We start from the raw sequence: 23,495 nt of genomic DNA, 5'->3' as shown, positions 1-23,495 counted from the left end.
CTTATTCCTTTTGAGAATTATTCTTTTTAGCCATAAAAATGGTATATGCCTGATCCATAAACTCGAGTACATCCTGGTCAATTGGATATAATCTCAGTTTCTCTGATTGCTTTGGTGACATCCTTATTTCCCACAGTTTATCTAAAAATTCATCCTCACCTTCAAACTCCTCTAAGCGCTTTTCATTCATCCTTCTAATGATATTTTGGACTTTGGTTGCTTTTGGGCCGTCTTTCATATAACGCTTTAACTGACCTATCAGAGCAATCCATTCTAGTGAATCAGAGTTGTCACTTGTCATATTGGGAACCTTTTCCCATAGTTTTATTTCTCTGTCTTTAAATACAGTTTCACGATAATACTGCTGTATATCTCTATCTTTACTGGATAATTGCATAATCTTCTGAATCGCGATCCAATTGTCTTCTCCTTCTATCGCGATTCCATGTATCATTTCCCGTAAGGATAATTCTGTTTTCTTTAAATTTTCCTGTTCTTTTATTACGAAAGATAATTGACTCTTTAAACTATCTGACCAATCCCAAGTGTTGGAACCTAGCATATCTTTAATCTCATGCAATGGAAATCCAACCTTTTTTAAAAATTGAACCTGTTGTAGTTTTTTTATTTCTTCATTGGTATATAAACGATGGCCACCCTCTGTTTTAGATGCTGGTTTTAATAATCCGATTTGATCGTAATAACGCAGTGTTCTTACTGTAACGCCTGTCAGCTCTCCAACCTTATTAATATGTATCAACGGATAAACCTGCCTTTCTGTACGTTAAGATTCTATCGTCAACAACTCTTTAATTCATTCCACATTTATTCTTCTTTACCAAAAAATTTTTTAAGTAAGTATCCTGTCCCTAAGCCAATCAGTACACCAGGAAATGCATTATCCAGTGTCAGCCCAATACCTGCACCTATAATGACGCATCCATAAATAATAATATCTCCCTGTTTCATCTAAAAACCTCCTATCTTTCTACTCTCTTTTATTCATATATATCTAAATGTGTGAATTCAAATTAAAAAACCAATATAAAGACCTTCTTTTTAGGTGAGTGGGAGTATCCGTACATGCATAGAAGCGGCTAGATCCTTTTCCTGTGCCCCATGCCAAGCGGAAACAAAGAGAAAAAACGAGTGCAGGTAACCTTTTGTTATCCATAGTCACGACTATATGTCGAAAAATTAAAATGGATATATAGTAGTTACTTATCAGTATACAAAATGACGCGACGTAAACTTCAAGTTTTTTTAGACTCTTTTAGTTTTCATTAGTAAATCTATATAAAAATTGAAATTGACGTGACGTCATCTTCTATAATGGTATCCAACGAGAGGAGTGTTAAAATATGAAGAAATAATTTATTGTCATGTTGGCTATTCTTGCTGTAATGTTTTTAAGCGCCTGTACTGCAGATTCGGAAGGTGAAGACATTCAAATGGCTTCACTTAAAGATGTTGATTCTATTCACATAGATCATGGAAGCACAAAGATAAATGTAATATCCGCGGATATAGATGAAGTGGAAGCATACTTACTTTTAAACGACAATGGTCCGGGAATTTTAATGGATAGGGAGAAACGAAGAATAATAATTCGAGTAAAAAATGATATAACCCGTCTGGTTAAAATCAATCGGATGCCCCAATTGGAAGTTTGAATTCCCACTAAATTCAAAGGGAAAATCAATCGGATGCCCCAATTGGAAGTTTGAATTCCCACTAAATTCAAAGGGAAAATCATAATCGATGGCACTTCTGGCAGTGTCGTTGGTAAGGAGCTGCAAACGCACAACCTGCGAGTTAATGGAAGTAGTGGTAACGTAAAACTTGACTTCCTTCACTTCCATAGAGAGGTTTATGTTACTACAACAAGTGGAAATGTGGACGTTACCTTGAATGGGGATGAACCAGATGTCACGCTACTCCTCAAATCCAACAGCGGGAGACGTTCAGCCGGCATCGTATTAGATAATCATCAACAAGGTAAAAAAGAAACAAAAGGAACGTATGGGAGAGGGGATTATAAAGTACAATTGGAAACCTCTTCGGGAAATATATCATTGAAATAATTCAGGTAATATTTGAAGTAATAGAGGGAATTTCTATCTGATATCTATCTATAAATACGAAAATTCAGTTAAGTAAAAGTGGTTTTGTTCCAAGTCTGATAAAAATTCATGCTGACGCTTCATTTTGGTACCCTTAATCTCGTTGATTTACCCAATAATGAAACATCTTGAATCTTCAACTAAGGCTGATAATCTGGACCTATGCCTGAACCTCGACCTTGCTTCATCTACTTTCCAATTTCAGATGTTCTTTTTCTTTTAGACATAAATAACAACCCCTTTAGACAAAAATATCTAAAGGGTGCAAAGCTTCGCAACTTTCTTCAAAACATCGCATCTTTTTTATAAACATTGCGACTTTATTTCAAATCCATATCGGACTCATTCCTTTTAATTTATATGATTTAGATACTACTATTTTAAATGCTTATCTAGTCATATAAGTAATCAAATGTTAAGATTACTATCTGAATTACATAAACTTTTTTCTGAATTTTCATTCGCTTAGAGATTCAAATCTGGAATTTTAATTTATTGATGCGATCAGTTTTTACATCTTTACCTATAAAGATATATTTATTGGATAATAGAAAAAATAAATTTTTTTGTAATTGGTGAAAAAGAAGTGAGGATAGTACATGAAGAAAAGAATTTTAATCGTAGAAGATGAAACAAATATTCGAGAAGTATGCAAGCGGTATTTAGAAAGAGAAGAATATGAAGTATATACCGCTGTAAATGGCAAAGAAGGTTGGGATTTATTTCTTACGCATCAACCAGATTTAATTATATTAGATTTGATGATGCCGAAAAAAGATGGATGGGAATTATGCGAGGAAATTCGTCAAGAATCAAATGTCCCTATTATTATGTTAACTGCTAAGGGAGAGGAAAGGGATCGGATTTTAGGCTTAACAATGGGGGCAGATGATTATTTAACAAAGCCATTTTCCCCTCGTGAATTAGTATTAAGAGTCCAAATTATACTAAGAAGGGGAAGCCAGGTACCGATACACGCGAAAGAGTCCCTATTGGAAGTGATAGAATTTCCAGATTTAAAAATATATCCAAAGACAAGATATGTACTTGTTTGTGATAAGGAAGTGGAGTTAACGGTGAAAGAGTTTGAGGTACTTTATCTCATGGCAAAGCATCCAAAACAAGTGTTTTCTCGCTCGCAGCTTCTTGAACTAATTTGGGATTTTGGACATGAAGGGGCATCAAACACAGTTACAGTGCTAGTGAGTCGTTTACGAGAAAAGCTCGAGAAGCATACAATAAAGAATCGTTGGATTCATACGGTTTGGGGTATAGGATATCGCTTTGAGCCAAATGGGGGAAATGAAGCGTGAGGTTACGTATTCAATTGTTACTCATGAATTTATTAAGTACCAGTATTATGGTAATTGCTATATGGTATAGTGAGACGAAAATGTTACTTGAACCGGAACAAACGCGGTTATTAACAGTAATCGCATTTGTGGCATTCATTATTTCAACGTTTATTTATTGGTTAATGACACGTCCTATCATGAGATCTATACAAAATTTAATAAAATTGACGAAACAATTTAGTGATAGACACTTTGAAACGATGTATATAATTGGGCAAGAACCACGGGAGTTTAAAGAATTAGCAACTGCCTTTCAACAGATGGCAAAAAAATTAGAAGAAGGGTTTACTAAATTAGAGGAACAGGAAAAATCCCGTAAGGAGCTAATTACCAATATCTCACACGACTTACGAACTCCTATGGCTAGCATGCAATTGATGATAGAAGCATTACAAGATAACCTGATTGAAGATCCTGAAATGAGAAAGCAATACTTAGCGACGATATTAAAAGAAATAGAAAGGTTAAGTGGATTAATTAACGACTTATTTGATCTTTCAAAGTTAGAGTTTGAGCAAGTAGATTTTCACCCAAGTTTCACACATTTAGATAAAGTCCTATTAGATGTATTAGAGTCACATTCTGTTTTATTAGGAGACAAACAAATCCATGTGCAATTGGATGTTCCAGATACATTACCTCGACTTTTGATTATGCCTTGTAAAATAGAAAGGGTCATAGGTAATTTATTACATAATGCAATTCGATATTCTCCTGTATCTGGAACAATTGAATTGACTGTAGAGGAAAATAAACAAACTCAGCAGGTCCAATTCACTTTGCGAGATGAAGGGATGGGAATTTCTCCAAATGATCAATTACGCGTATTTGAACGTTTTTTTAGAACAGATAGATCAAGAAGTTCGCAATCTGGAGGATCCGGTCTTGGATTAGCTATCGCAAAATCATTGATTGAAATGCATAAAGGGGAAATTGGTGTGAGGAATCGCGCAGATGGTAAGCAGGGAAGTGAATTTTGGTTTACTCTTCCCATCACATCAGAAAAAAATAAGACGGCTGAAAGACTTTTGTAACATTTACGTTAGAAAAATGAAAGACCTTCTTGTTAACATACTACTACACAGTATGTTACAGGAGGTTTTTTACTTTATGGAAAGAAAATATGTATGGTTTATAGGTTGTTTGATAATAGTATTGGGGATTTTATGGTCATTGTTCAGGCCAGAGAAATTATTTATTGATAAGCTCGTGAATGAAGCATTGCCACAAACAGAGGTACAATCAACTGAAGCAAAGCAACAAAGTGATCGAGTAATAAGTGAAGGACAGTTTCAAAACGGTGTCCATGAAACAACTGGAACGGCAAAAATTCATCAATTAGCAGATGGAAAACGTGTTTTAAGACTTTCTAATTTTGCAACATCTAATGGGCCGGATGTGCGAGTTGTATTAGTTCCTACGAATCGTTTGAAAAATAATGAAGACGTGAAAAACTATCAGTATATTGAATTGGGAAAATTAAAGGGAAATAAAGGAGACCAAAACTACGAAATTCCTGAAGGGGTAGATGTAAGTGTATATGGTTCAGTTTCTATTTGGTGTAAGAGATTTAATGAAAATTTTGGTGCGGTTTATTTTAAAAAATAAATATGAACATAATAGTGAGTTTGTGTAACACAAGTATAATTCTATAGAGAAAGAAAGTAATTAATATAGATTAGAAGATTTTTTTACCAATTCCATTATGCGGAATTGGTATTTTTGTTGCTCAATATTTCCAGTTTGTTACCTTACAACTGTGATTATGGAATTTCTTTTCTAAATGGACCTCCAGAACTGTTTATAAACAGTTCTGGAGGTCCGTTTCAAATTAACTTTCTTATCATAATATGAATTTATTCATCAATATACACTGGGGAGTTGGAGAATATGGTTTTTTTAATTAAATCATATACGACGGCCAAATGATCACTATTCACAAGGTGCATTGAAAGATAGGAATGAAAAGCGGGATTTTTTGCTATCAAATTGGTATCAGTGAATTACCTATATGCGGTGCCATTCTGACATTGACACTTATCCAAAAATGGGGAGAATTAGGGGCTTCACTATTTTGGCTTCCATGGGGAATTGCATTTGGGCTAGCGACTATCGCTTACTATCAAAAAAGGCGAGGACAGTGTAAATATTGTAGAAGGTTTTAGCATTATTACTTTTTAATAAAAGGAGTTGTTCATTCGCGATGTCAAATACTGAGAAAAAAAGCGAAACCGGAATTCATACTTTTAGATGGTTATCATTTTGGCCCAAATGGATTGGATATACGGCGGTTGTTTGGTCGTTGATGTATTTGATATTAGGTCAGTATTGGACCTTGGAAGGAAATGGTTTTCCATTTGGAATCGGAGATCCACAATCTGAATACTCAATGCTAGCTGGTCTGAGGCCTGAAACTGGTGCACCTATAATGGTTGGATTTGGATTAATGGGAGTCATTGTAGCTGTCATGATGATTTGTGGCTGGGGCAAGGGACTTTTACGAATAGTATTACTTATGTTTGTGTATATGTTAGTAGCAATTCTATTATTTGCAGTTATTGACTACCGTGTCTTGGCGTCAACAGCATATGGATTTATTTTTTTGATTGGAGCGCCATTTGATTTTCCACATGGAGTGAAGTTTTTTGAACAGATGATGTACTGGACGATTGTAAATCAATATATTAGTATGTTAGGCGCATTTCTATGGAGTGCGACTGCTTTAGTCTATCAACGTCAAACGCGAGATGCTTGTCCTTATTGTGGCCGAAATAGTAATCCCTCTAAATGGGCATCACAATCCTCAGCAGCATCTTGGGGGAAATGGTGCACTTGCATTGCCATTATAATTCCTATCTGTTATTCCATAACAAGATGGTGTTGGGCGCTAGGCATTCCACTGGGAACTACCAAAGAATTACTTGATTCCTTTGAACGTGATTCACCCGGAATTTGGTTAATGGGCGCGTCTTTGGCTACCGTAGCGCTCGGAGGGGCGATTCTTACGCTGGGTCTTATTCAGCCTTGGGGAGAAATTTTTCCACGTTGGTTTCCATTTATTGCTGGCAGGCGTGTACCTCTTTCATTAGCGATTATTCCTGCTTCACTGGTTTCCATTATGATTACTTCAGCAGGTTTGATGTACATCCGGGGGTTTATTAATAAAGGGGGTCTAGATCTTAGGGGATGGGCATTGGAAGGTCCAGAGTTATTATGGCCAATTTGGGGAGTGGCTCTGTTTGGTGCTACGATTGCTTACTATTATCGGAGGCGTGGTACGTGTAAATATTGCAAACAGGTTATAAAGTGAAACTTTAATCAGTACGGGAGCGTACTGATTGCGAATAGCAGGATAGATAATGTGTTACAGGAAAACAAAACTCTTTTATAACTTATTTTTGAAGGAGCAGATACTCTTTTCTTTTTATCGACTCGTGAAGAAGTATGAAAATCAGAATTTATAATTTAAAATTCAGCTTAAAGCAATTGCAATAAGCACTTTGAATAGTAATCTTTAGTAAATAAAAAGAGAGAAGAACTCACCAATGTTCTTCTCTCTTTTTATATGTAATTAGGGTTTCCATAACTATAGATATGGATAGAGTAAATTAATGGATGAATAATTTACTCTTAAAATTATAACAGACCTAATAAAGATTTTTATATGTAATATTGCATAAGGAGGGTTAATCTTTAAACTACAATAATTTATGTCATTGAACTACCCCCACTTTCACCTCGTTTAGAAGAGGGGGATTCCTAAGTAAAGAGTTCTATCGAACTCTAATTTATTAGGCTATCTCCACAGTCCTTGCGGTTAGAAGCCTTATCGCTTCATTCTTTAGATTGATACTTGCGTTAATATCCCTATCATGGTGTGTACGACAAGAAGGGCAGTCCCATTTACGTAGGTTTAGATTTTTAACGTCTTTGTTTTGATATCCACAACAAGAACATAATTGGCTTGAAGCAAATGTTTTCGATACGACAATGATTTGTTTGCCGTACCATTTTGCCTTATATTCCAACATAGTTCGAAACTGAGACCATGATACCTCACTAATTGCTTTTGCTAACTTATGATTCTTTAACATATTCGATACTTGCAAATCCTCTATACCGATAACATCGTGGCTTTTGATGATTTCAGTCGAGATTTTGTCCAAGTAATCTTTTCTAGCATTCGTCATGTATTCATGAATTCTAGCTACTTTTACTCGTTGTTTATTCCAGCGAGAAGATCCTTTCATTCTTCTAGAAAGAACACGCTGTGCTTTTGCCAACTTCTCTTCTAATGATCGAAAAAACTTCGGATTTTTATAGGTAGTTCCATCTGACAAAATGGCGAAATCTTTTAGTCCCACATCCATTCCAATGTAAGAGTTTGTTTTCGGAAGTTCTTGCACTTCTGTTTCAACTAACAATGACACAAAGTATCTGCCAGAAGGGTTCCGTCTAACTGTAGCATTTAAAATACGTCCAATTACTTCACGACTTTTGGCAAATCGAACAAGACCTAGTTTTGGCAATTTCATTTTGTTTCCTACAACGGCAATGTTTTCATTTGTTTGTTTTGTGGTATAAGATTGTACGTTGTTCTTCTTAGATTTGAAACGCGGGGCATTGTTTTGTTTTTTGAAAAGGCGTGTATAAGCATCCGCAAGGTTGCGAACAGATGACTGAATCGCGATACTATCCACTTCTTTTAGCCAAACAAATTCTTTCTTCATGGCAGGGAGTTTCGCAGAGCATGTACCATATGTCAAACCTTTCCCTGTTTCTTTGTATGCACTATCCCATAGAGATAGGAAATGATTGAATATAAAACGAGAACAGCCAATCGTTTTATTGATTAGGGTTGCTTGTGCTTTATTTGGATAGATACGAAATTTATATGCTTTATTAATCATCATTCATTTCACCTCCATTTCGGTATGTTTCTATTGTACAACAAACGTACATTCGATAGGTAGTAAAGTAACAGTTTATGTATGTCGAACAATTAAGATGGCTTCCTGCCATCCCTTGTCCGAAGCCAATTCATCTCCCACCTACTCACTAAGCGTTCCTTGAGGAAGGAGTCTTCTTGGCTAAAATGATAAAATTAAGATCATTTGTAAAAAATGTTAAATTTATAATTACACATAAAAAAAGAATTCCTTAAGATTCTGGAATTCTTTTTCTTGTTTAAAGGTTGCTCACACAAATGATCTGCACATCAATTCATCTTTGATATACAGATCATTTGTATGAAAAGTTATTCCTAATAATTGCGTAATAATGAACTTACATTACTGCTTTTAAAAGTTCTGCTACGAATGGTAGAACTCCACGTACAAATTTCAAAATTGCGATTTCCATTTCCATGTTATTTCCTCCTCTACTTATGTGTTAAGATGTGATGCAGCTTTATGTTTTCATGGTGGTAAGCCATTATGTTGATATCAATACACTCCTATATGCAATATTGCATCTTAGAACCAACTTTTATACTGTTATAATGATAGAGAAAAATTCTACAGCATTTTTCGAAGTACTAAACAGCTAATGAGCACGAAATTTCTCGTAAATAAAAAAGGAAGAGGATTATAAAAATTCTCCTCCTTTTTTATATGTTCATAGATTTAGTGATACAGGAGAGATGTCCAGATTAAATGTCAACTACGCATTTCTTCCTAGCATCCAAATAAAAGGAATCAAAAATACTACCACATTTAATATTATCCCGATTTTCGCTCCGATATTTTTATCTACTTGATAGGAAAAAATAGCTAGGATAAATCCAATTGGACAAAGAAATACAGGTAAAAGTATAGAGACTCCAAAAAATTCAGTGATAATAATTTTGTATGCAACATTAACGATAGATAAAATCAATAAAACTGGTATTAAAATCGGTATAATTGTGCCTATTCTATTATTTTTAATCATAGTATCCTCTTTTTTGTTTAAATAAAATATATTGCTCCGTAGATTAAAAAGGAAAAAACACTGTCATTAAGCTGGTGTTTTTTTCCTTTTTGATAAGAAGCATATAAATAATAAATTATTGCTGGTAAGATAAATACAAATAATACATAGTTATATATTTTTGCTGTGCCATTCATTATTTTCACTACATTACTTAATAATCCAATTGTACAAAGACTGAATATCACCATTGTGAATCCTATAAAATGAATTGAATATCATTAATACATAAATGTTATATTTTAAAAAATTTATACAAAATTACGATAATTCCATGTAAATTATTTTCGTATCAAAGGGTACACCTTTTGAAGTAGGGGTACCGCCACATGTCTATCAACCTAGCAGAAGAGCTTGCCCCAAAAATGATATAAACGAACTTTGTTATTATAAAAGACATAAAAAAATAAACACGTACTTCATATTTATTTTTGTTGTGGACGATAAAAAGCATCTACCAATTGATTATACTCGCTTCTTGAAATTTCTTTATTATACAGTTTAATTAATAACTCTTTATGCGCTTTCGAAAACGCTATTTTATCAATAAATTTTGGATACATACAATCATTTTCTCCCCGTCTGATAAATTATTCTGTTGAATTTCGTCTATTTCCCCTGAATATTTTGGAAAAAAAACCAACAATGTTTTATGAAATATTACATATCGAAATGGTTGGACATTTTATAAGCGACTACTATTACGAAAATGACAACATCCCTTCATTTCTCTCATGAAGAGGGTGAAGCAAAAACATAAAACCATTATATTTAAAGTTTAATCTACATCAATCGACATGAAAAGACTTTTTCAGACGAAATTATACATAATTTTATGTAATTGTACATATCCAAATAAAGTAAAAAACGGATTATAAAGTAACATTAAATCGTGTAGTTGCTTTTAATAATATTAGAGAGATATATAGTACGATTGATAAAGCTATTAAAAATCTTACTTATATGTCCACGCAGTGGCATGATTTAGATTCTAAAGGTTCTGGTGCAAAAAATCTATCAAACTTGGACATACGGATACTACTACACAAAGGTGTTTGAACGGTATGGAAACAAAACATTTGTTTAAGTGGAAGCATTATGAGCCTGACATTATTTTGCTAACAGTGAGATGGTACAGCAAAAGTCATATGAAACTGCCTTTAAGTGCGGTTTCTTTGTATTTTTCGTAAAATTTGAGTTTACGATTTGTTTTTGAATTTTATAGACTGTGGCTTAATAGCTGCGGTCTTTTTTAAAGAAGGACATTTTCAGGTGTGACGAATTTCTCTCATTCTTTATTTTTTTATGACATTAGGAGAGGCTAGCCCCTCGCTCCATTTTTTCCTAGCCTTTACCTCATACTGGAAAACAAAGGGTATGGGTATACTTTCCTGTTTGATATTTGTTTTGTTTAAAATATGGTTCGTATAGGAAGCGAATAAGCTTCCTATACGAACCACATTACATATTAATAATTTAGAAGGTTTTAAAAATAAAGAGGTGGTTTTTAAATGTATAATAAGTCAATATATTATCCTGATATAAATTATGATCAATACTTCGATCGTCAATTCCCTGATCCTCAAATTCCAGGTATACCTGGAATGCCAGGTTTTCCGGATGTACCAAGTTTTCCAGGACAGTAAAGTTCACAAGCTCCAACATCTCCCCGCTCATCATTTATTCCTCAACAATCAACAACTTCACCATTTGCTGTTGATCCAGGAGTAATTTCATTATGTTTATTTCGAAATACTTATATATGGCTTAGTAATGGTGAACAGTTTTGGTATTTCCCAATTTTTGTAGGACCAAGGTCTGTTGCTGGTTTTAGATGGAACGGTAGGTTTTGGGTTATTTTTGGAATTGATACGAGAAGGATTATTTCATTTACATGTTTTTAAAAATTATAGAGTAACGATAGAGGTTTAATTATATAAACAAAAGAGGTATTCGAATGAAAAAATTTCAATCATTTGATGGTACAATAACTATGATTAACGATTTTGTAACAGGATCAAACGAAGATATAGGATGTAATAAATTAATGTCCGTAGATAATGGTTATGGGAATCTAATAAATTTTGTAGTGAAACCAAATACGTATTTTATCGACTATGCAACGGTAGTAGTAGGAGATAAAGTAACTGGGTTTTACGATGCCAACGCTCCTGCTCCTCTTATTTTCCCACCACAATTGCAAGCGATTGTTATGGCAAAATATACACCGCATCAAAATGTAAAAGTAGACTATTTTAATGAACAGTTGGAGAGTAGTGATGGAAAATTAAAATTAAATATTTCTCCTTCTACTCAAATTTTATTAACAAATGGTCAATTCTTTACAGGTAATCTTGTAAATCGAAATTTAATAGCTATTTATGGTTTTACGACAATGAGTATACCAGCTCAAACTACACCATATAAAATCATTGTTTTGTGTCAAAAGTGATTTCTATTCTAAAGGGCCTCTCGGTTTATCAAACTACAATCCATTGTAGAATCAAAAATTTTAGCCATCTTATTGACCAGAATCATAGGCATGTCAAGAGACGTTTTGCCAAATCTGCAGGATTTCAAAATCTTCGCCATGCTTCATGTACGATAAAAGGTATCGAGACCATTCATGCCCTATATAAACAACGGCGAAGTCTTCAAAGAGACTCCGCCTTTTCAACGTATAATAGACTTCAATAATTACTAGCTAATTCTTAAAACTTGATCCTTATTTACCTTAAGAAAAGCAAATACCTCAAAACAAAAAACACACTCGTTCTGATTAGGAAAGAGTGTGTTTAGGTTATCTGAAAGGTACAAACTTCCATGAGCTAGGTTTTTGTGTTTTTCCCCCTAGTACAATCCAACTTTTCTCTGCATTTATATTCTCATAATTTAATGGATAACCATCTGTAAAAATATTATATTCTGTAGGGTTATCCGGGTTAATTTGAATTTTAAAGTCTGCTAAACTATCAGATTTCTCAGCAAGGTGAACCCAACTAGAATATTTCGACCAATTTAAATATTGATATTGATCATAATTAGAATGCTTCATGCGAAGGTATACGCTTTCACCGTGGTGTAGCTTTGCATCATTATCTTTGTAAAATACAAATTCTATAGGTGTACCAGATTGTATATCATTCTTTTTATTTGCAAGTAAAACATAATCGTAACGATTTGCTACATACCATTCAAACGTTAGACCTTGAAAAGGAGATTCACTTGGTACGATATAATAGTTTTTCCCTGCTTCTATAACATTTCCTGCTATATCATAGATTTGTGCAGTTTCTAAACTTGGAGCTTGTACATTTTTAGTAAACGTTTTAAACCAAAGATTTAGGAAACCTGCTGTATTACGTTGAGATTCTCCTAAGCTTCGCTGCACAGCTGGGGTAACCATTTCTTGCCACAATTGCGCCTTACCGCTATTGTAATATGAAAATGTTTTATCATTAGCAATATTTTGGATTTCAGGTTTAGCTACTCGGGCTGCATAATCAATCCATTCTTCAGGTGTAGATAAAGAGTCGTTATAATTCCCTCCAGTATTAACTGCAAATTGATCTTGAATGGTTGTAACATAATTTTCAAAATAGCTATGATATTTTATAGCTCTCATATCAATTGCGGTAAAATTTGCTGCATGCATTGGTTGTGTTGCATCTGTAAAGTAGTGCGTGGCTACCCCTAAGTAATAGAAAGCTTTTTCATAGTCTTTATTTCGTAAATGTTCTCCAGATTCATAAAAGTATTTCTTGCCTTGTGTAAGAGCAGTTGGATCTGTTTCTCCTCTATAATTTTCTTTAGTATCAGGATCATAAAAGTGGGATTTCCATCCACCTTTAAAAACGCCGCCTATTCCCGTTCCACCATCGTTAAATTCTGCATTATAATCTGCATCATATAATCCTTTAGAAAATAGATCTTTATATTGCGGATAATTTAAGAAGTCCACAGCTTGCTTATTTGCTTCAACATTAGATTCTGTTTTCATAATTTCAATAGCTTGTTTTGCAATCCATAAATGTGTACTTTTATCAGAATGATACGGTGCTTCTGCAGACCATCGAGCGGTAATAGGATCATTCTCAGTTAAATCAATTTGATCGAGATGAGCATAACTACTTTGAGGAGCTAATCCTAAAATAGTTAAAGTCATTCCAGCTATACATAGTGTTGATGTGATTTTTTTCATTTTTTATTCCTTTCTAAATATGAAGATATAAGTATTATAAATACATCAATATCATGAAGATACAGGAAACTCCTAATATGTAATATTGCATATTAATAAATTTGTATGAATATATATATAACTTAAAAATCACTATAACGAACATGCAGGTTTCCTTTTTTATTTGTTAGTTTTATCAGTAAAGTAGACTACATATCAACTTCAGATACTTGTTTTATGATACAAGTAATCAAACAAAAGGAGGGCCATACAAAATGATTACACCATTATTAACAGGGCACTCTTTTAAGTACAGGAGATTATTAGCAAGTGGAGAAAATGTTGAAGATGTACAGACAGATAAACATATTCCATATGAACAAAATGAATTGCAGCAAACTCTAGAAAAGTACGATTCGAAGGAGTTGAGTTATAAAAAGAAAATAGATAAATTGACAAGAGAAAAGCACTTTGTGTATATCACAGATGTTTTTTATTTTCATTTTGATAGGGCTTGAATTAAATTTCCGTGTTTTTTTTGCATCCATTCAATACTACATATGTAGTATTGAAGTTATTAATAATAAAATGTATTATAGATAAGCGCAATTTATAATTCAAGTAAGCCGGAATGTGTATTCGTAGTAAATGTAATATTCAGAAATAATAGTATTGTCTGGAAAATGAGGTGGAATTAATAGAAACGTTACATATTAAATGATATGGATTGTATAGTTTAAATGACTTTTACAGTAGAGAAGAAGCTTTTAAGAAGGTTATAAACAAAGAAATATTGCTCTATATTGAAAAAAATAAAAGCGCTTTATACAAAAGATAAGGGGACTTCATAAAGATTCATTTTGTCATGAAAGCGAATTAAAGGTTAGATTAGGAATAATAGAATTCCCTAGTGACGAAAGTTATTCTGAAAAGAAGGCGAAATCTTTTTTTGGTTTCACGGCATATCCATTAGAAAGCGCGAACTAAAGAGGACAGTTGATTTTAAAAATTATAAATCGGTGAAGAAGAGGCTTATTTGTTAATAAGTACACTTAAGTACAGAAACTTATTAATCTTTAATTTATTAAACTATTTTTGAATAACATATGTCAGATACTTGAAAACGCACAAACCTTAATATTTTCATTATTTAATAAAAATATTAAGATTCTTAGGAACAATACGTAAAGATTAGTGGCGAAAATAAACACGGAGGTTTGAAAAATGGGACAAGGAAGCAGGTTTCAAGAAAAACAACAAAATCGTCGTAATAAGGGGATATTTAATATCGCATTTAGTATGGTATTAGTAACAGTTGGCATAGTGACGTATCAGTTGTTTTTCACTTCTGATACATCAAAGAAAGCAATTGCTCAAGAAAAGAAAGCAACAAAGATAGAAGAGAAGAAGAACGAAGATAAAGAAGCAGTAAAGATAGAAGAAAAGAAAAACAAAGATAAAGAAGCGGCAAAGGTAGAAGAAAAGAAAAACAAAGATAAAGAAGCAGCAAAGATAGAAGAAAAGAAAAACGAAGATCAAGAAACAGCAAAGATAGAAGAAAAGAAAAACAAAGATAAAGAAACAGCAGATTTAGAAGAGAAACAAAAAGTAGAAGAGCCTGTAAAAACGAACGGAAATGAAAATAAAGAGGGAGAAAAAACGATATCTCAAGAAAAGGGTACTCAAACTAACCCTTCTTGGAAGGCAATTGGTACAGAGCAAGGAGCAAAACCTGCAATGAAATTTAAAGAAGGAACAGTAGATTGGAATGAGATGAAAAAAGCAATTTCTTATGCTGTTGATGTTCCAGAGGGTCAATTAATTTTTGATTTTATTGGAAATAATGGTGAAAATAAAGCCTACGGTAATGTACGAGATAAGCAAAGTAATAAAAAATATAAGGTTGATATTGATTGGGTAGAGAATCAGGGCTGGAAACCAGTATCTGTTCAAGTAGTAAAATAAATAAGAAAAATGTAATTGCTATCATCTTTTGTTGTGAGCGACTAAGCTATTATAGTCTAGATAAGATAAACTTGGTTCTATATGATATTTGAGTTGACACTCCCACACCTAAAGGGGAAAGCTGACTAACATCAGTAGGATTCTTGCTACCAAAGGCGAAGTCCATTTCTGGTATCGTTGTGACGTGCAAGGTTGCGGTGTGCCATCACCACTCTCACGACAGACCGTATAGGTTCGTGTTCAGATATTTTAGCGTCTTGTTCTTGACGACATACACCATTTTACCGATATCATGAATTCGGCGTGATCTCAAACAAATGAATAACTCATGGAGAGTGGACCAAACATACATAAAAATAAAAGGACGATGGATGTATTTATATCGTACCGTTGATTCTGAAGGAAACACGATTGACTTTTATTTGAGTAAATCTAGAAATTATAAGGCTGCAAAGCGCTTTTTCAAGAAAGCTTTGCAGTCTTTTCATGTTTCAAAGCCTCGTGTTATAACAGTCGATAAGGATCCTGCTTATCCAATTGCTATCGAACAGTTGAAGGAAGAAAAAAGGATACCAATGGGCACCAAAATCCGAAGGTTGAACTACCCCCACTTTCACTTCGTTTAGAAGAGGGGATTCCTAAGTAAAGAGTTCTATCGAACTCTAATTTATTAGGCTATCTCCACAGTCCTTGCGGTTAGAAGCCTTATCGCTTCATTCTTTAGATTGATACTTGCGTTAATATCCCTATCATGGTGTGTAAGGCAAGAAGGGCAGTCCCATTTACGTAGGTTTAGATTTTTAACGTCTTTGTTTTGATATCCACAACAAGAACATAATTGGCTTGAAGCAAATGTTTTCGATACGACAATGATTTGTTTGCCGTACCATTTTGCCTTATATTCCAACATAGTTCGAAACTGAGACCATGTTACCTCACTAATTGCTTTTGCTAACTTATGATTCTTTAACATATTCGATACTTGCAAATCCTCTATACCGATAACATCGTGGTTTTTGATGATTTCAGTCGAGATTTTGTCCAAGTAATCTTTTCTAGCATTCGTCATGTATTCATGAATTCTAGCTACTTTTACTCGTTGTTTATTCCAGCGAGAAGATCCTTTCATTCTTCTAGAAAGAACACGCTGTGCTTTTGCCAACTTCTCTTCTAACGATCGAAAAAACTTCGGATTTTTATAGGTAGTTCCATCTGACAAAATGGCGAAATCTTTTAGTCCCACATCCATTCCAATGTAAGAGTTTGTTTTCGGAAGTTCTTGCACTTCTGTTTCAACTAACAATGACACAAAGTATCTGCCAGAAGGGTTCCGTCTAACTGTAGCATTTAAAATACGTCCAATTACTTCACGACTTTTGGCAAATCGAACAAGACCTAGTTTTGGCAATTTCATTTTGTTTCCTACAACGGCAATGTTTTCATTTGTTTGTTTTGTGGTATAAGATTGTACGTTGTTCTTCTTAGATTTGAAACGCGGGGCACTGTTTTGTTTTTTGAAAAAGCGTGTATAAGCATCCGCAAGGTTGCGAACAGACGACTGAATCGCAATACTGTCCACTTCTTTTAGCCAAACAAACTCTTTCTTCATGGCAGGAAGTTTGGCAGAGCATGTACCATATGTCAAACCTTTTCCTGTTTCTTTGTATGTATTATCCCATAGAGATAGGAAATGATTGAATACAAAACGAGAACAGCCAATAGTTTTATTGATTAGGGTCGCTTGTATTTTATTTGGATAGATACGAAATTTATATGCTTTATTGATCATCATTCGTTTCACCCCCATTTCATATGTGTCTATTATACAACAAACGTACATTCGATAGGTAGTGAAGTAACAGTTTATGTATGTCGAACAATTAAGATGGCTTCCTACCATCCCTTGTCCGAAGCCAATTCATCTCCCACCTACTCACTAAGCGTTCCTTGAGGAAGGAGTCTTCTTGGCTAAAATGATAAAATATTTAAATAACATAGTAGAACAAGAGCCTCGTTTTATTAAAAAACGTATACGCTCTATGTTGGGATTTAAATCATACAAAACAGCAGCTTCTATATTGAGTGGTGTTGAAGCCATGCATATGCTCGAAAAAGAATAAAATGATTTGCAGGACCAGTCTGTCCAAAATAAGAATATTTTTATCAAACGGCTGTTTGGATTAATTGCTTAACAGGTGAATCCGTTAGGAATCCTGAATTCTTTTTTACTTATCATTTTTTACACCAGAACCATACATTCAATCAAAAAGAGAATTATGTAAAAACGTATCAAAAAGTGTACTTTTTAATTAATTAAGCATATGTCTCTTTTTCGGGGGAATAAGCAAAAACACCTAGTTTAAAAATTTTCACAACAGAAACAGATAACGTGATAAAGTATTAGTTACTGTGTATGTAATGATAATAAAAGAGCCTTCCCTAATGGTGTTTTTTATAGCTTAGCTTATACGATTTTAGGAAATTAATAGCATTTTATACCGCTATTAGTAACCTAATTTCCAAGAAATAGAGGTGATTGTAGGGTGACTAAACCTTTTGAAAAAAATAGTCGTTATATGGTTGGATTGGACAGTCTAAGGGGCCTAGCTATACTAGGTGTTATTTTGTATCATATTAATTTTAATTGGATGCCTGGAGGGTTTTTGGGAGTTACTGTATTTTTTGTACTTTCAGGTTATTTAATTACAGATATTCTAGCGATGGAGTGGAAGAGAAATAAGAGAATTGATTTAAAAAAATTCTGGCTTAGTAGGGCAAGGAGATTACTTCCTGGAATGCTTGTTATGCTCGTTATAACGTTGGCATGGATTACGATTTTTCATAGCTCTTTACTTGAAAAAATGCGTGGAGATTCATTAGCGGCGTTATTTTATGTTAGTAACTGGTGGTATATTTATCATAAATTATCGTACTTTGATAATTTTAACCAGCTTTCTCCATTGAATCATTTTTGGTCGTTAGCAGTTGAGGAACAATTCTATGTTGTCTGGCCGTTTATCATTAGTTTAGGACTTTACCACATAAAAAAACAATCCCGTATGATTTTATTGATTTGTCTGGGAGCTGTTGCTTCAGCTTTAGCGATGGCAATTTTGTATGAACCTGGAGCTGATCCGAGTAGAATTTATTATGGCACAGATACGAGGGCCTTTTCTTTACTTATTGGAGCGGTACTTGCCTTAATTTGGCCAAGCAATAGGCTTGCAAATAAAATTATTCCAAAGGCGCGTCTCATTCTGGATGTAGTGGGAGGAACTGCTCTTATTATTATTTTGCTTATGTTTTGGAAGACGAATCAATATGATCCGTTTCTATACAATGGAGGAATGGTTCTCTTATCAATTGCAACAGCATTGTTAGTGGCAAATCTTGCTCATCCAGCGAGCCGTATCGCTCAATTTTTACGATTTAGACCTTTACGCTGGATAGGAATAAGGTCGTATGGCATATATCTTTGGCATTATCCAATTATTACATTGACGACTCCAAAAGTAAATGCTGGAGATTTTTCACTAATAAGAGCAATTCTTCAATTTCTTCTCATTATAATGATTGCACAAATTTCGTGGAAGTTTATTGAAAATCCAATACGAAAAGGCGCATTGAAGAATATTCGGATTAAGAACTTGAAAATAAGAAACTTAACTGTAAGTGGTAAGTTAGCTTTAATATGTGCAGTATTTATTTCTTCGATAGCTATTTTTGGATTAACAACAGCTAGTAAAGCAAAGGAGAATCCTTCAAAAGATAAGCTGGAAGCAGTGCAAGAAGAGCAGGCTAAACATCCCGTTGCAGTTTGGGATAAACCAGCTAATGAACCACCTCAAAATAAAGAAGAACAAAAAGAAGGGATTCCCGCACAGCCTAAAGACCCTCTAACAGTTACAGCTGTAGGAGATTCAATCATGATTGATATTGCTCCGTATTTAAAAAATGCTTTTCCTAATATTAGGATTGATGCGGAAATAGGGCGGCAAATGTCCAAAGCAATCCCTGCTGTGGAACAGCTAAAGAATGAGGGGAATTTAGGAAATCATGTCATTATTGGATTAGGTACAAATGGAGCCTTTACTAAGGAGCAATTAGCATCATTAATAAAAGTGATTGGGGATGAACGTAAAATTATATTAATTAATACGAGAGTGCCACGTCCGTGGGAATCGTTGGTGAATGAGAAGTTAAAAGAAGCAGCATCAGCTTACAAAAATGTGGTGTTAGTCGATTGGTATGCAGCAAGTGCCGGAAATCAGGCATACTTTGAACCAGATGGCGTACATTTAACGAAAGTAGGTGCAGAAGCATATGCTGCCCTTGTAGCAAAAGCAGTGAATCAATAGAGAGTACGGAAACGATTCTGGTGAAAAGATTTACAAACCGTATTTACGAAATTCTAACAAACGAAAATGAATTTAATGAAGCCGTTCCAGAAGATAAAGAATAGGAGTTAGGTGAACTACTCGCCACTTAGCAAAGCTTGAAGTGGGAGCTTCTCAGTTCCACGATGAAAGCAACCTTTCGTCTCCCTGAGCGTTACTTCGGGATGTTCCATCCCTAGATGTCCAACGCTTGGACACTCTTTTGGTACGGTTGATATTTTACGCAGGAACCGGATGGCTTGGTTTTCGCACTCTATTTTCTTCCTGCAACCTCATATATCAAGTTATCAAAGAACTTCATATAGCTAGTTTATCAAAAGTTTTTGGCTATGCCAAACCGAAATTCATCTCCCACCTACCGTTGGGCTACGCCCTTCACACGCTGGAGGAAGGGGAATTCTTTCGGGGATTTCGTTAAAAATTAAACTGTATTGTAAATCGGCAGTTGGAACTGCTAACTATCTACTGTTAGGAAGTTTAAAGGTGGCCGAGGACAAAGGAGGGGGGCTTGTGCCAAATAATTTGTAAATTGTCAAATTATTTATACATTATTGAATTAGTTGTGTATATTTTATACTACAGTATGGATAAAGAACGTTTCTTTATTCACTAAAATAACATTGGCATAGTTTTTGCTTGTATAAATTTAAGGAAGGAGGATTGAATGTAAGAAATCTGTATTAATAATAGTAAAAAACAAGCTACTATTGCATCATTGATCTTACTTGTATTTATAGCGGAACTGTAAATACAAATAAGAATGTTCTGCTTTTTAAATTCAGAATTTTCCTTCAAATTAATAGGGGGTAAAAGTGTGGTTAAATATTCGAAAATTTCTAAACTGATTGTTGGTGTTGGACTCATGACAATATCATGTAGTGGTTTACAAATTCAAGCAGAGACAAAAGAAAAAAATGTGAAGAACGTATTACAAATGGAGCCGGTAGGATTAAGAAAATCCATTGATGAGTTAGCGCACCCTTCGAACGTACAAGAAAATGGATCATTTACTAAACGTTTAAAGTTAGCAGATCTATCGCAGCGTCCACCGATGCCAAATGAGAATGCTAAACAGCTTGTTGAAGAAAAGAAATATTCAATGGCTGAATTAAATCAATTAAGCAACAAGCAATTGACAGATCTTCTGGTTACGATTCAATGGTATCAAATTCCGGAGTTATTTCAGTTTAATAATGATAGTCTCAAATTCTATCAAGATGATAGCCGTATGCAGGCAATCATTGCTAAGCTAGCAGAACAAGGACAAGCCTATACGAAAGATGACTCAAAAGGAATTGAGACATTAGTAGAAGTTTTACGCTCAGGTTTTTATTTAGGTTTTTATCATCAAGAATTAAGTAAACTAAGTGAACGTGTCTATCATGATAAATGTTTACCAGCTTTAAAAACAATTGCGAAGAACCCGAATTTTAAACTTGGTACAACAGAACAAAATAAAGTAATTTCGTCTTATGGGATGTTAATTGGAGGGGCGTCAGCTGATGTAGAAGTTATTCAATATGCAGGTGAAATCTTTAAACAATATAACGATAATCTTTCTACGTTTATTGAAGATCGAACTAAAGGCGATGCTGTATATAATTTGATGAAAGAAGTTGATTATGAAGTTCAATCGTATATGAATGCTACAGGAAAAGAACCAAAAGATATGCTGTGGTATGGAAAAATTGATGGCTTTATTAATGAGATAAATCGTTTTGCACTAATAGGTACAGTAACAGACAAAAACGGATGGCTAATTAATAATGGTATTTACTATGCTAGTCGCTTTGGCAAGTTTTATAGTACACCAACAAAAGGGCAGCAAGTTGTTACAGAAGCAATGGGGATATATCCGTATTTAGGGCAACAATATTTTGTTGCAGCAGAACAAATTGTTACTAATTACGGCGGGATAGATGCAAATGGAAAAACGGTAAATTTAGATCAAATTCGAGAAGATGGTAAGAAACATTATTTACCAAAAACGTATACATTTGATGATGGGGCTATTGTCTTTAAAGCGGGAGATAAAGTTAGCGAAGAAAAAATTAAACGTTTATATTGGGCAGCAAAAGAAGTACGATCTCAATTTTATCGTACAGTTGGTATTGATAAACCACTCGAAAGTGGACATGCTGATGATGTGTTAACAATGGTTATTTATAATAGTCCGGATGAATATCAATTTAACCGTCAACTATACGGCTATGAAACAAATAATGGTGGAATTTATATTGAAGGAACAGGAACTTTCTTTACATATGAACGTACACCACAGCAGAGTATTTATAGTTTGGAAGAATTGTTTCGTCACGAATTTACACACTATTTACAGGGCAGATACGAAGTTCCGGGATTATGGGGTCAAGGAGAAATGTATCAAAATGAACGCTTAACTTGGTTTGAAGAAGGAAATGCGGAGTTTTTTGCAGGCTCAACGCGATTAGACAGCGTAGTACCGCGAAAAAGTATCATTGGTGGATTGTCTAATGATCCTGCGAAACGTTACACAGCAGCGCAAACATTAAATGCAAAATACGGAACGTGGGATTTTTATAATTACTCGTTTGCATTGCAATCGTATATGTATAATAACCGTCCTGATATGTTCGATAAAGTGCATGATTTAATTCGTACAAATGATGTTCCAGGTTACGATGCGTACCGTTCTACATTAAGTAAAGATAATAAATTAAATGAAGAATATCAAACTTACATGCAAATGCTGATAGATAATCGTGATAAGTATACAATTCCGCAAGTATCAGATGATTATGTAGCACAGCATGCTCCAAAACCGCTTTCAGATGTTACGTCAGATATCACCAATGAAGCGAAGTTAAAAAATGTGAAGGTAACAAAGAATAAATCACAATTCTTTAATACCTTCACACTACAAGGAACATATACAGGAAGTGCGGCAAAAGGGGAAAATGAGGATTGGAAAGTGATGAATCAAGCAACGAATGATATGCTGAAGCATCTTGCAGAAAAAGAGTGGAGCGGATACAAAACATTAACTGCTTATTTTGTAAATTACCGTGTCAATGCCGCTGGACAATTTGAATATGATGTTGTGTTTAGCGGAGTGAATACAGAAGAAGGTACTGCTGTCGAAAAAGAACCGAATAATTCATTTGATGCAGCGAATCCATTATCTTTGAACACATTATTAAGAGGAAACTTAAGTGATCAAGATCAAGTTGACAGATTTGTTATCGATGTAAAGGACCCAAAAGATTTACAAATTACCGTTACGAACGAACAAAACCTTGGACTGAACTGGGTGTTATACTCTGAATCAGATCTAAATAATTATGTAACTTATGCAACAAAACGTGACGGAAACAAATTGCTTGGAAATTATAATGCGAAGCCAGGGAAATATTACTTAAGTGTATATAAATATGGCGGTGGAGCAGGGAATTATACGGTAGAAGTAAAATAATTTTAAGTAGTTGTTTTTAGACAAATAGATGCCCAGAGGCATCTATTTGTCTTT

General features: G+C 34.2%; 18 protein-coding genes and 9 pseudogenes. 19 read left to right on the top strand and 8 right to left on the bottom strand.

Annotated elements, in window-relative coordinates:
• Window position 1: 1 nt before the first annotated feature.
• Entirely contained in the window at window positions 2-760 is a 759-nt protein-coding gene (locus tag QCI75_RS28895) for a MerR family transcriptional regulator (protein WP_353761956.1), read from the bottom strand.
• Between the two features lie 65 nt (window positions 761-825).
• Window positions 826-969 carry a hypothetical protein gene (locus QCI75_RS28890; protein WP_353761955.1) on the bottom strand — a complete coding sequence of 48 codons (144 nt, stop codon included), beginning with the start codon at window positions 967-969 and terminating at the stop codon, window positions 826-828.
• A 413-nt stretch (window positions 970-1,382) separates the two neighbouring features.
• On the opposite strand from QCI75_RS28890, the gene QCI75_RS28885 reads away from it, so the two are divergent.
• Together QCI75_RS28885 and QCI75_RS28880 are read left to right on the top strand one after the other, a co-directional pair.
• A complete protein-coding gene (locus QCI75_RS28885) occupies window positions 1,383-1,673 on the top strand; it encodes a hypothetical protein (RefSeq protein ID WP_353761954.1) in 291 nt (96 codons plus the stop codon).
• Between the two features lie 54 nt (window positions 1,674-1,727).
• Window positions 1,728-2,084: a DUF4097 family beta strand repeat-containing protein gene (locus tag QCI75_RS28880; RefSeq protein WP_353761975.1), complete on the top strand. Its 357-nt coding sequence runs from the start codon at window positions 1,728-1,730 to the stop codon at window positions 2,082-2,084.
• A gap of 57 nt (window positions 2,085-2,141) precedes the next feature.
• On the opposite strand, the pseudogene QCI75_RS28875 reads toward QCI75_RS28880, so the two are convergent.
• Window positions 2,142-2,311: pseudogene (locus QCI75_RS28875) on the bottom strand (heteromeric transposase endonuclease subunit TnsA); the annotation flags it as partial.
• 411 nt (window positions 2,312-2,722) lie between these two features.
• Here QCI75_RS28875 and QCI75_RS28870 point away from each other — a divergent pair.
• The 5 genes from QCI75_RS28870 (at window position 2,723) to QCI75_RS28850 (ending at window position 6,788) form a co-directional block, all read left to right on the top strand.
• Entirely contained in the window at window positions 2,723-3,436 is a 714-nt protein-coding gene (locus QCI75_RS28870) for a response regulator transcription factor (protein ID WP_353761953.1), read from the top strand.
• Entirely contained in the window at window positions 3,433-4,512 is a 1,080-nt protein-coding gene (locus QCI75_RS28865) for a sensor histidine kinase (protein WP_071746653.1), read from the top strand. Before QCI75_RS28870 ends, QCI75_RS28865 begins: the two co-directional genes overlap by 4 nt.
• Before the next feature lie 76 nt (window positions 4,513-4,588).
• Window positions 4,589-5,086 carry a DM13 domain-containing protein gene (locus QCI75_RS28860; RefSeq protein WP_353761951.1) on the top strand — a complete coding sequence of 166 codons (498 nt, stop codon included), beginning with the start codon at window positions 4,589-4,591 and terminating at the stop codon, window positions 5,084-5,086.
• A gap of 353 nt (window positions 5,087-5,439) precedes the next feature.
• Entirely contained in the window at window positions 5,440-5,643 is a 204-nt protein-coding gene (locus QCI75_RS28855; RefSeq protein ID WP_353761950.1) for a hypothetical protein, read from the top strand.
• Between the two features lie 38 nt (window positions 5,644-5,681).
• Window positions 5,682-6,788, top strand: coding sequence for a hypothetical protein (locus tag QCI75_RS28850; RefSeq protein ID WP_353761949.1), 1,107 nt, complete (start codon window positions 5,682-5,684; stop codon window positions 6,786-6,788).
• Between the two features lie 481 nt (window positions 6,789-7,269).
• Here QCI75_RS28850 and tnpB (QCI75_RS28845) read toward each other — a convergent pair whose 3' ends face one another.
• The 3 genes from tnpB (QCI75_RS28845) to QCI75_RS28835 form a co-directional block, all read right to left on the bottom strand.
• The gene (gene tnpB, locus QCI75_RS28845) at window positions 7,270-8,391 is read right to left on the bottom strand and encodes an IS200/IS605 family element RNA-guided endonuclease TnpB (protein WP_353761948.1); all 1,122 of its coding nucleotides are present in this window, start codon (window positions 8,389-8,391) and stop codon (window positions 7,270-7,272) included.
• 748 nt (window positions 8,392-9,139) lie between these two features.
• Entirely contained in the window at window positions 9,140-9,409 is a 270-nt protein-coding gene (locus tag QCI75_RS28840) for a hypothetical protein (protein ID WP_353761947.1), read from the bottom strand.
• 464 nt (window positions 9,410-9,873) lie between these two features.
• A complete protein-coding gene (locus QCI75_RS28835) occupies window positions 9,874-10,011 on the bottom strand; it encodes a hypothetical protein (RefSeq protein ID WP_000283272.1) in 138 nt (45 codons plus the stop codon).
• A gap of 307 nt (window positions 10,012-10,318) precedes the next feature.
• On the opposite strand from QCI75_RS28835, the pseudogene QCI75_RS28830 reads away from it, so the two are divergent.
• The 5 genes and pseudogenes from QCI75_RS28830 to QCI75_RS28810 all read left to right on the top strand — a co-directional run.
• Window positions 10,319-10,453: pseudogene (locus tag QCI75_RS28830) on the top strand (hemolysin); the annotation flags it as partial.
• A gap of 59 nt (window positions 10,454-10,512) precedes the next feature.
• A pseudogene (locus QCI75_RS28825) lies at window positions 10,513-10,599 on the top strand (IS6 family transposase); the annotation flags it as partial.
• 360 nt (window positions 10,600-10,959) lie between these two features.
• Window positions 10,960-11,352, top strand: a pseudogene (locus QCI75_RS28820) (collagen-like protein).
• A 53-nt stretch (window positions 11,353-11,405) separates the two neighbouring features.
• Window positions 11,406-11,900 carry a hypothetical protein gene (locus tag QCI75_RS28815; protein WP_353761945.1) on the top strand — a complete coding sequence of 165 codons (495 nt, stop codon included), beginning with the start codon at window positions 11,406-11,408 and terminating at the stop codon, window positions 11,898-11,900.
• A gap of 23 nt (window positions 11,901-11,923) precedes the next feature.
• A pseudogene (locus tag QCI75_RS28810) lies at window positions 11,924-12,145 on the top strand (DDE-type integrase/transposase/recombinase); the annotation flags it as partial.
• 103 nt (window positions 12,146-12,248) lie between these two features.
• On the opposite strand, the gene QCI75_RS28805 reads toward QCI75_RS28810, so the two are convergent.
• Window positions 12,249-13,649 carry a zinc dependent phospholipase C family protein gene (locus tag QCI75_RS28805; RefSeq protein ID WP_353761943.1) on the bottom strand — a complete coding sequence of 467 codons (1,401 nt, stop codon included), beginning with the start codon at window positions 13,647-13,649 and terminating at the stop codon, window positions 12,249-12,251.
• A gap of 254 nt (window positions 13,650-13,903) precedes the next feature.
• On the opposite strand from QCI75_RS28805, the pseudogene QCI75_RS28800 reads away from it, so the two are divergent.
• The 4 genes and pseudogenes from QCI75_RS28800 to QCI75_RS28785 form a co-directional block, all read left to right on the top strand.
• Window positions 13,904-14,053, top strand: a pseudogene (locus QCI75_RS28800) (histidine kinase); the annotation flags it as partial.
• 302 nt (window positions 14,054-14,355) lie between these two features.
• Window positions 14,356-14,570, top strand: a pseudogene (locus QCI75_RS28795) (sodium:proton symporter); the annotation flags it as partial.
• Window positions 14,571-14,852: 282 nt separating this feature from the next.
• Window positions 14,853-15,593: a YrrS family protein gene (locus QCI75_RS28790; RefSeq protein ID WP_353761942.1), complete on the top strand. Its 741-nt coding sequence runs from the start codon at window positions 14,853-14,855 to the stop codon at window positions 15,591-15,593.
• A 296-nt stretch (window positions 15,594-15,889) separates the two neighbouring features.
• A pseudogene (locus QCI75_RS28785) lies at window positions 15,890-16,198 on the top strand (DDE-type integrase/transposase/recombinase); the annotation flags it as partial.
• Window positions 16,199-16,263: 65 nt separating this feature from the next.
• Here the strand turns inward: QCI75_RS28785 and tnpB (QCI75_RS28780) are convergent.
• Window positions 16,264-17,385, bottom strand: coding sequence for an IS200/IS605 family element RNA-guided endonuclease TnpB (gene tnpB / locus QCI75_RS28780; RefSeq protein WP_353761941.1), 1,122 nt, complete (start codon window positions 17,383-17,385; stop codon window positions 16,264-16,266).
• A 178-nt stretch (window positions 17,386-17,563) separates the two neighbouring features.
• Between tnpB (QCI75_RS28780) and QCI75_RS28775 the strand changes: the two are divergent.
• The 3 genes and pseudogenes from QCI75_RS28775 to QCI75_RS28765 all read left to right on the top strand — a co-directional run.
• Window positions 17,564-17,785: pseudogene (locus QCI75_RS28775) on the top strand (DDE-type integrase/transposase/recombinase); the annotation flags it as partial.
• A 351-nt stretch (window positions 17,786-18,136) separates the two neighbouring features.
• The gene (locus tag QCI75_RS28770) at window positions 18,137-19,951 is read left to right on the top strand and encodes an acyltransferase family protein (RefSeq protein ID WP_353761939.1); all 1,815 of its coding nucleotides are present in this window, start codon (window positions 18,137-18,139) and stop codon (window positions 19,949-19,951) included.
• 853 nt (window positions 19,952-20,804) lie between these two features.
• Window positions 20,805-23,441: a collagenase ColA gene (locus QCI75_RS28765; protein ID WP_353761937.1), complete on the top strand. Its 2,637-nt coding sequence runs from the start codon at window positions 20,805-20,807 to the stop codon at window positions 23,439-23,441.
• Window positions 23,442-23,495: the final 54 nt, after the last annotated feature.

Origin of the sequence: Bacillus cereus group sp. RP43 (genome assembly GCF_040459645.1) — a bacterium.
Classification (GTDB): Bacteria; Bacillota; Bacilli; order Bacillales; family Bacillaceae_G; genus Bacillus_A; species Bacillus_A mycoides_C.
Note: the sequence above shows the minus strand (reverse complement) of the source record. Positions and strands in the feature narration are given on the sequence as shown.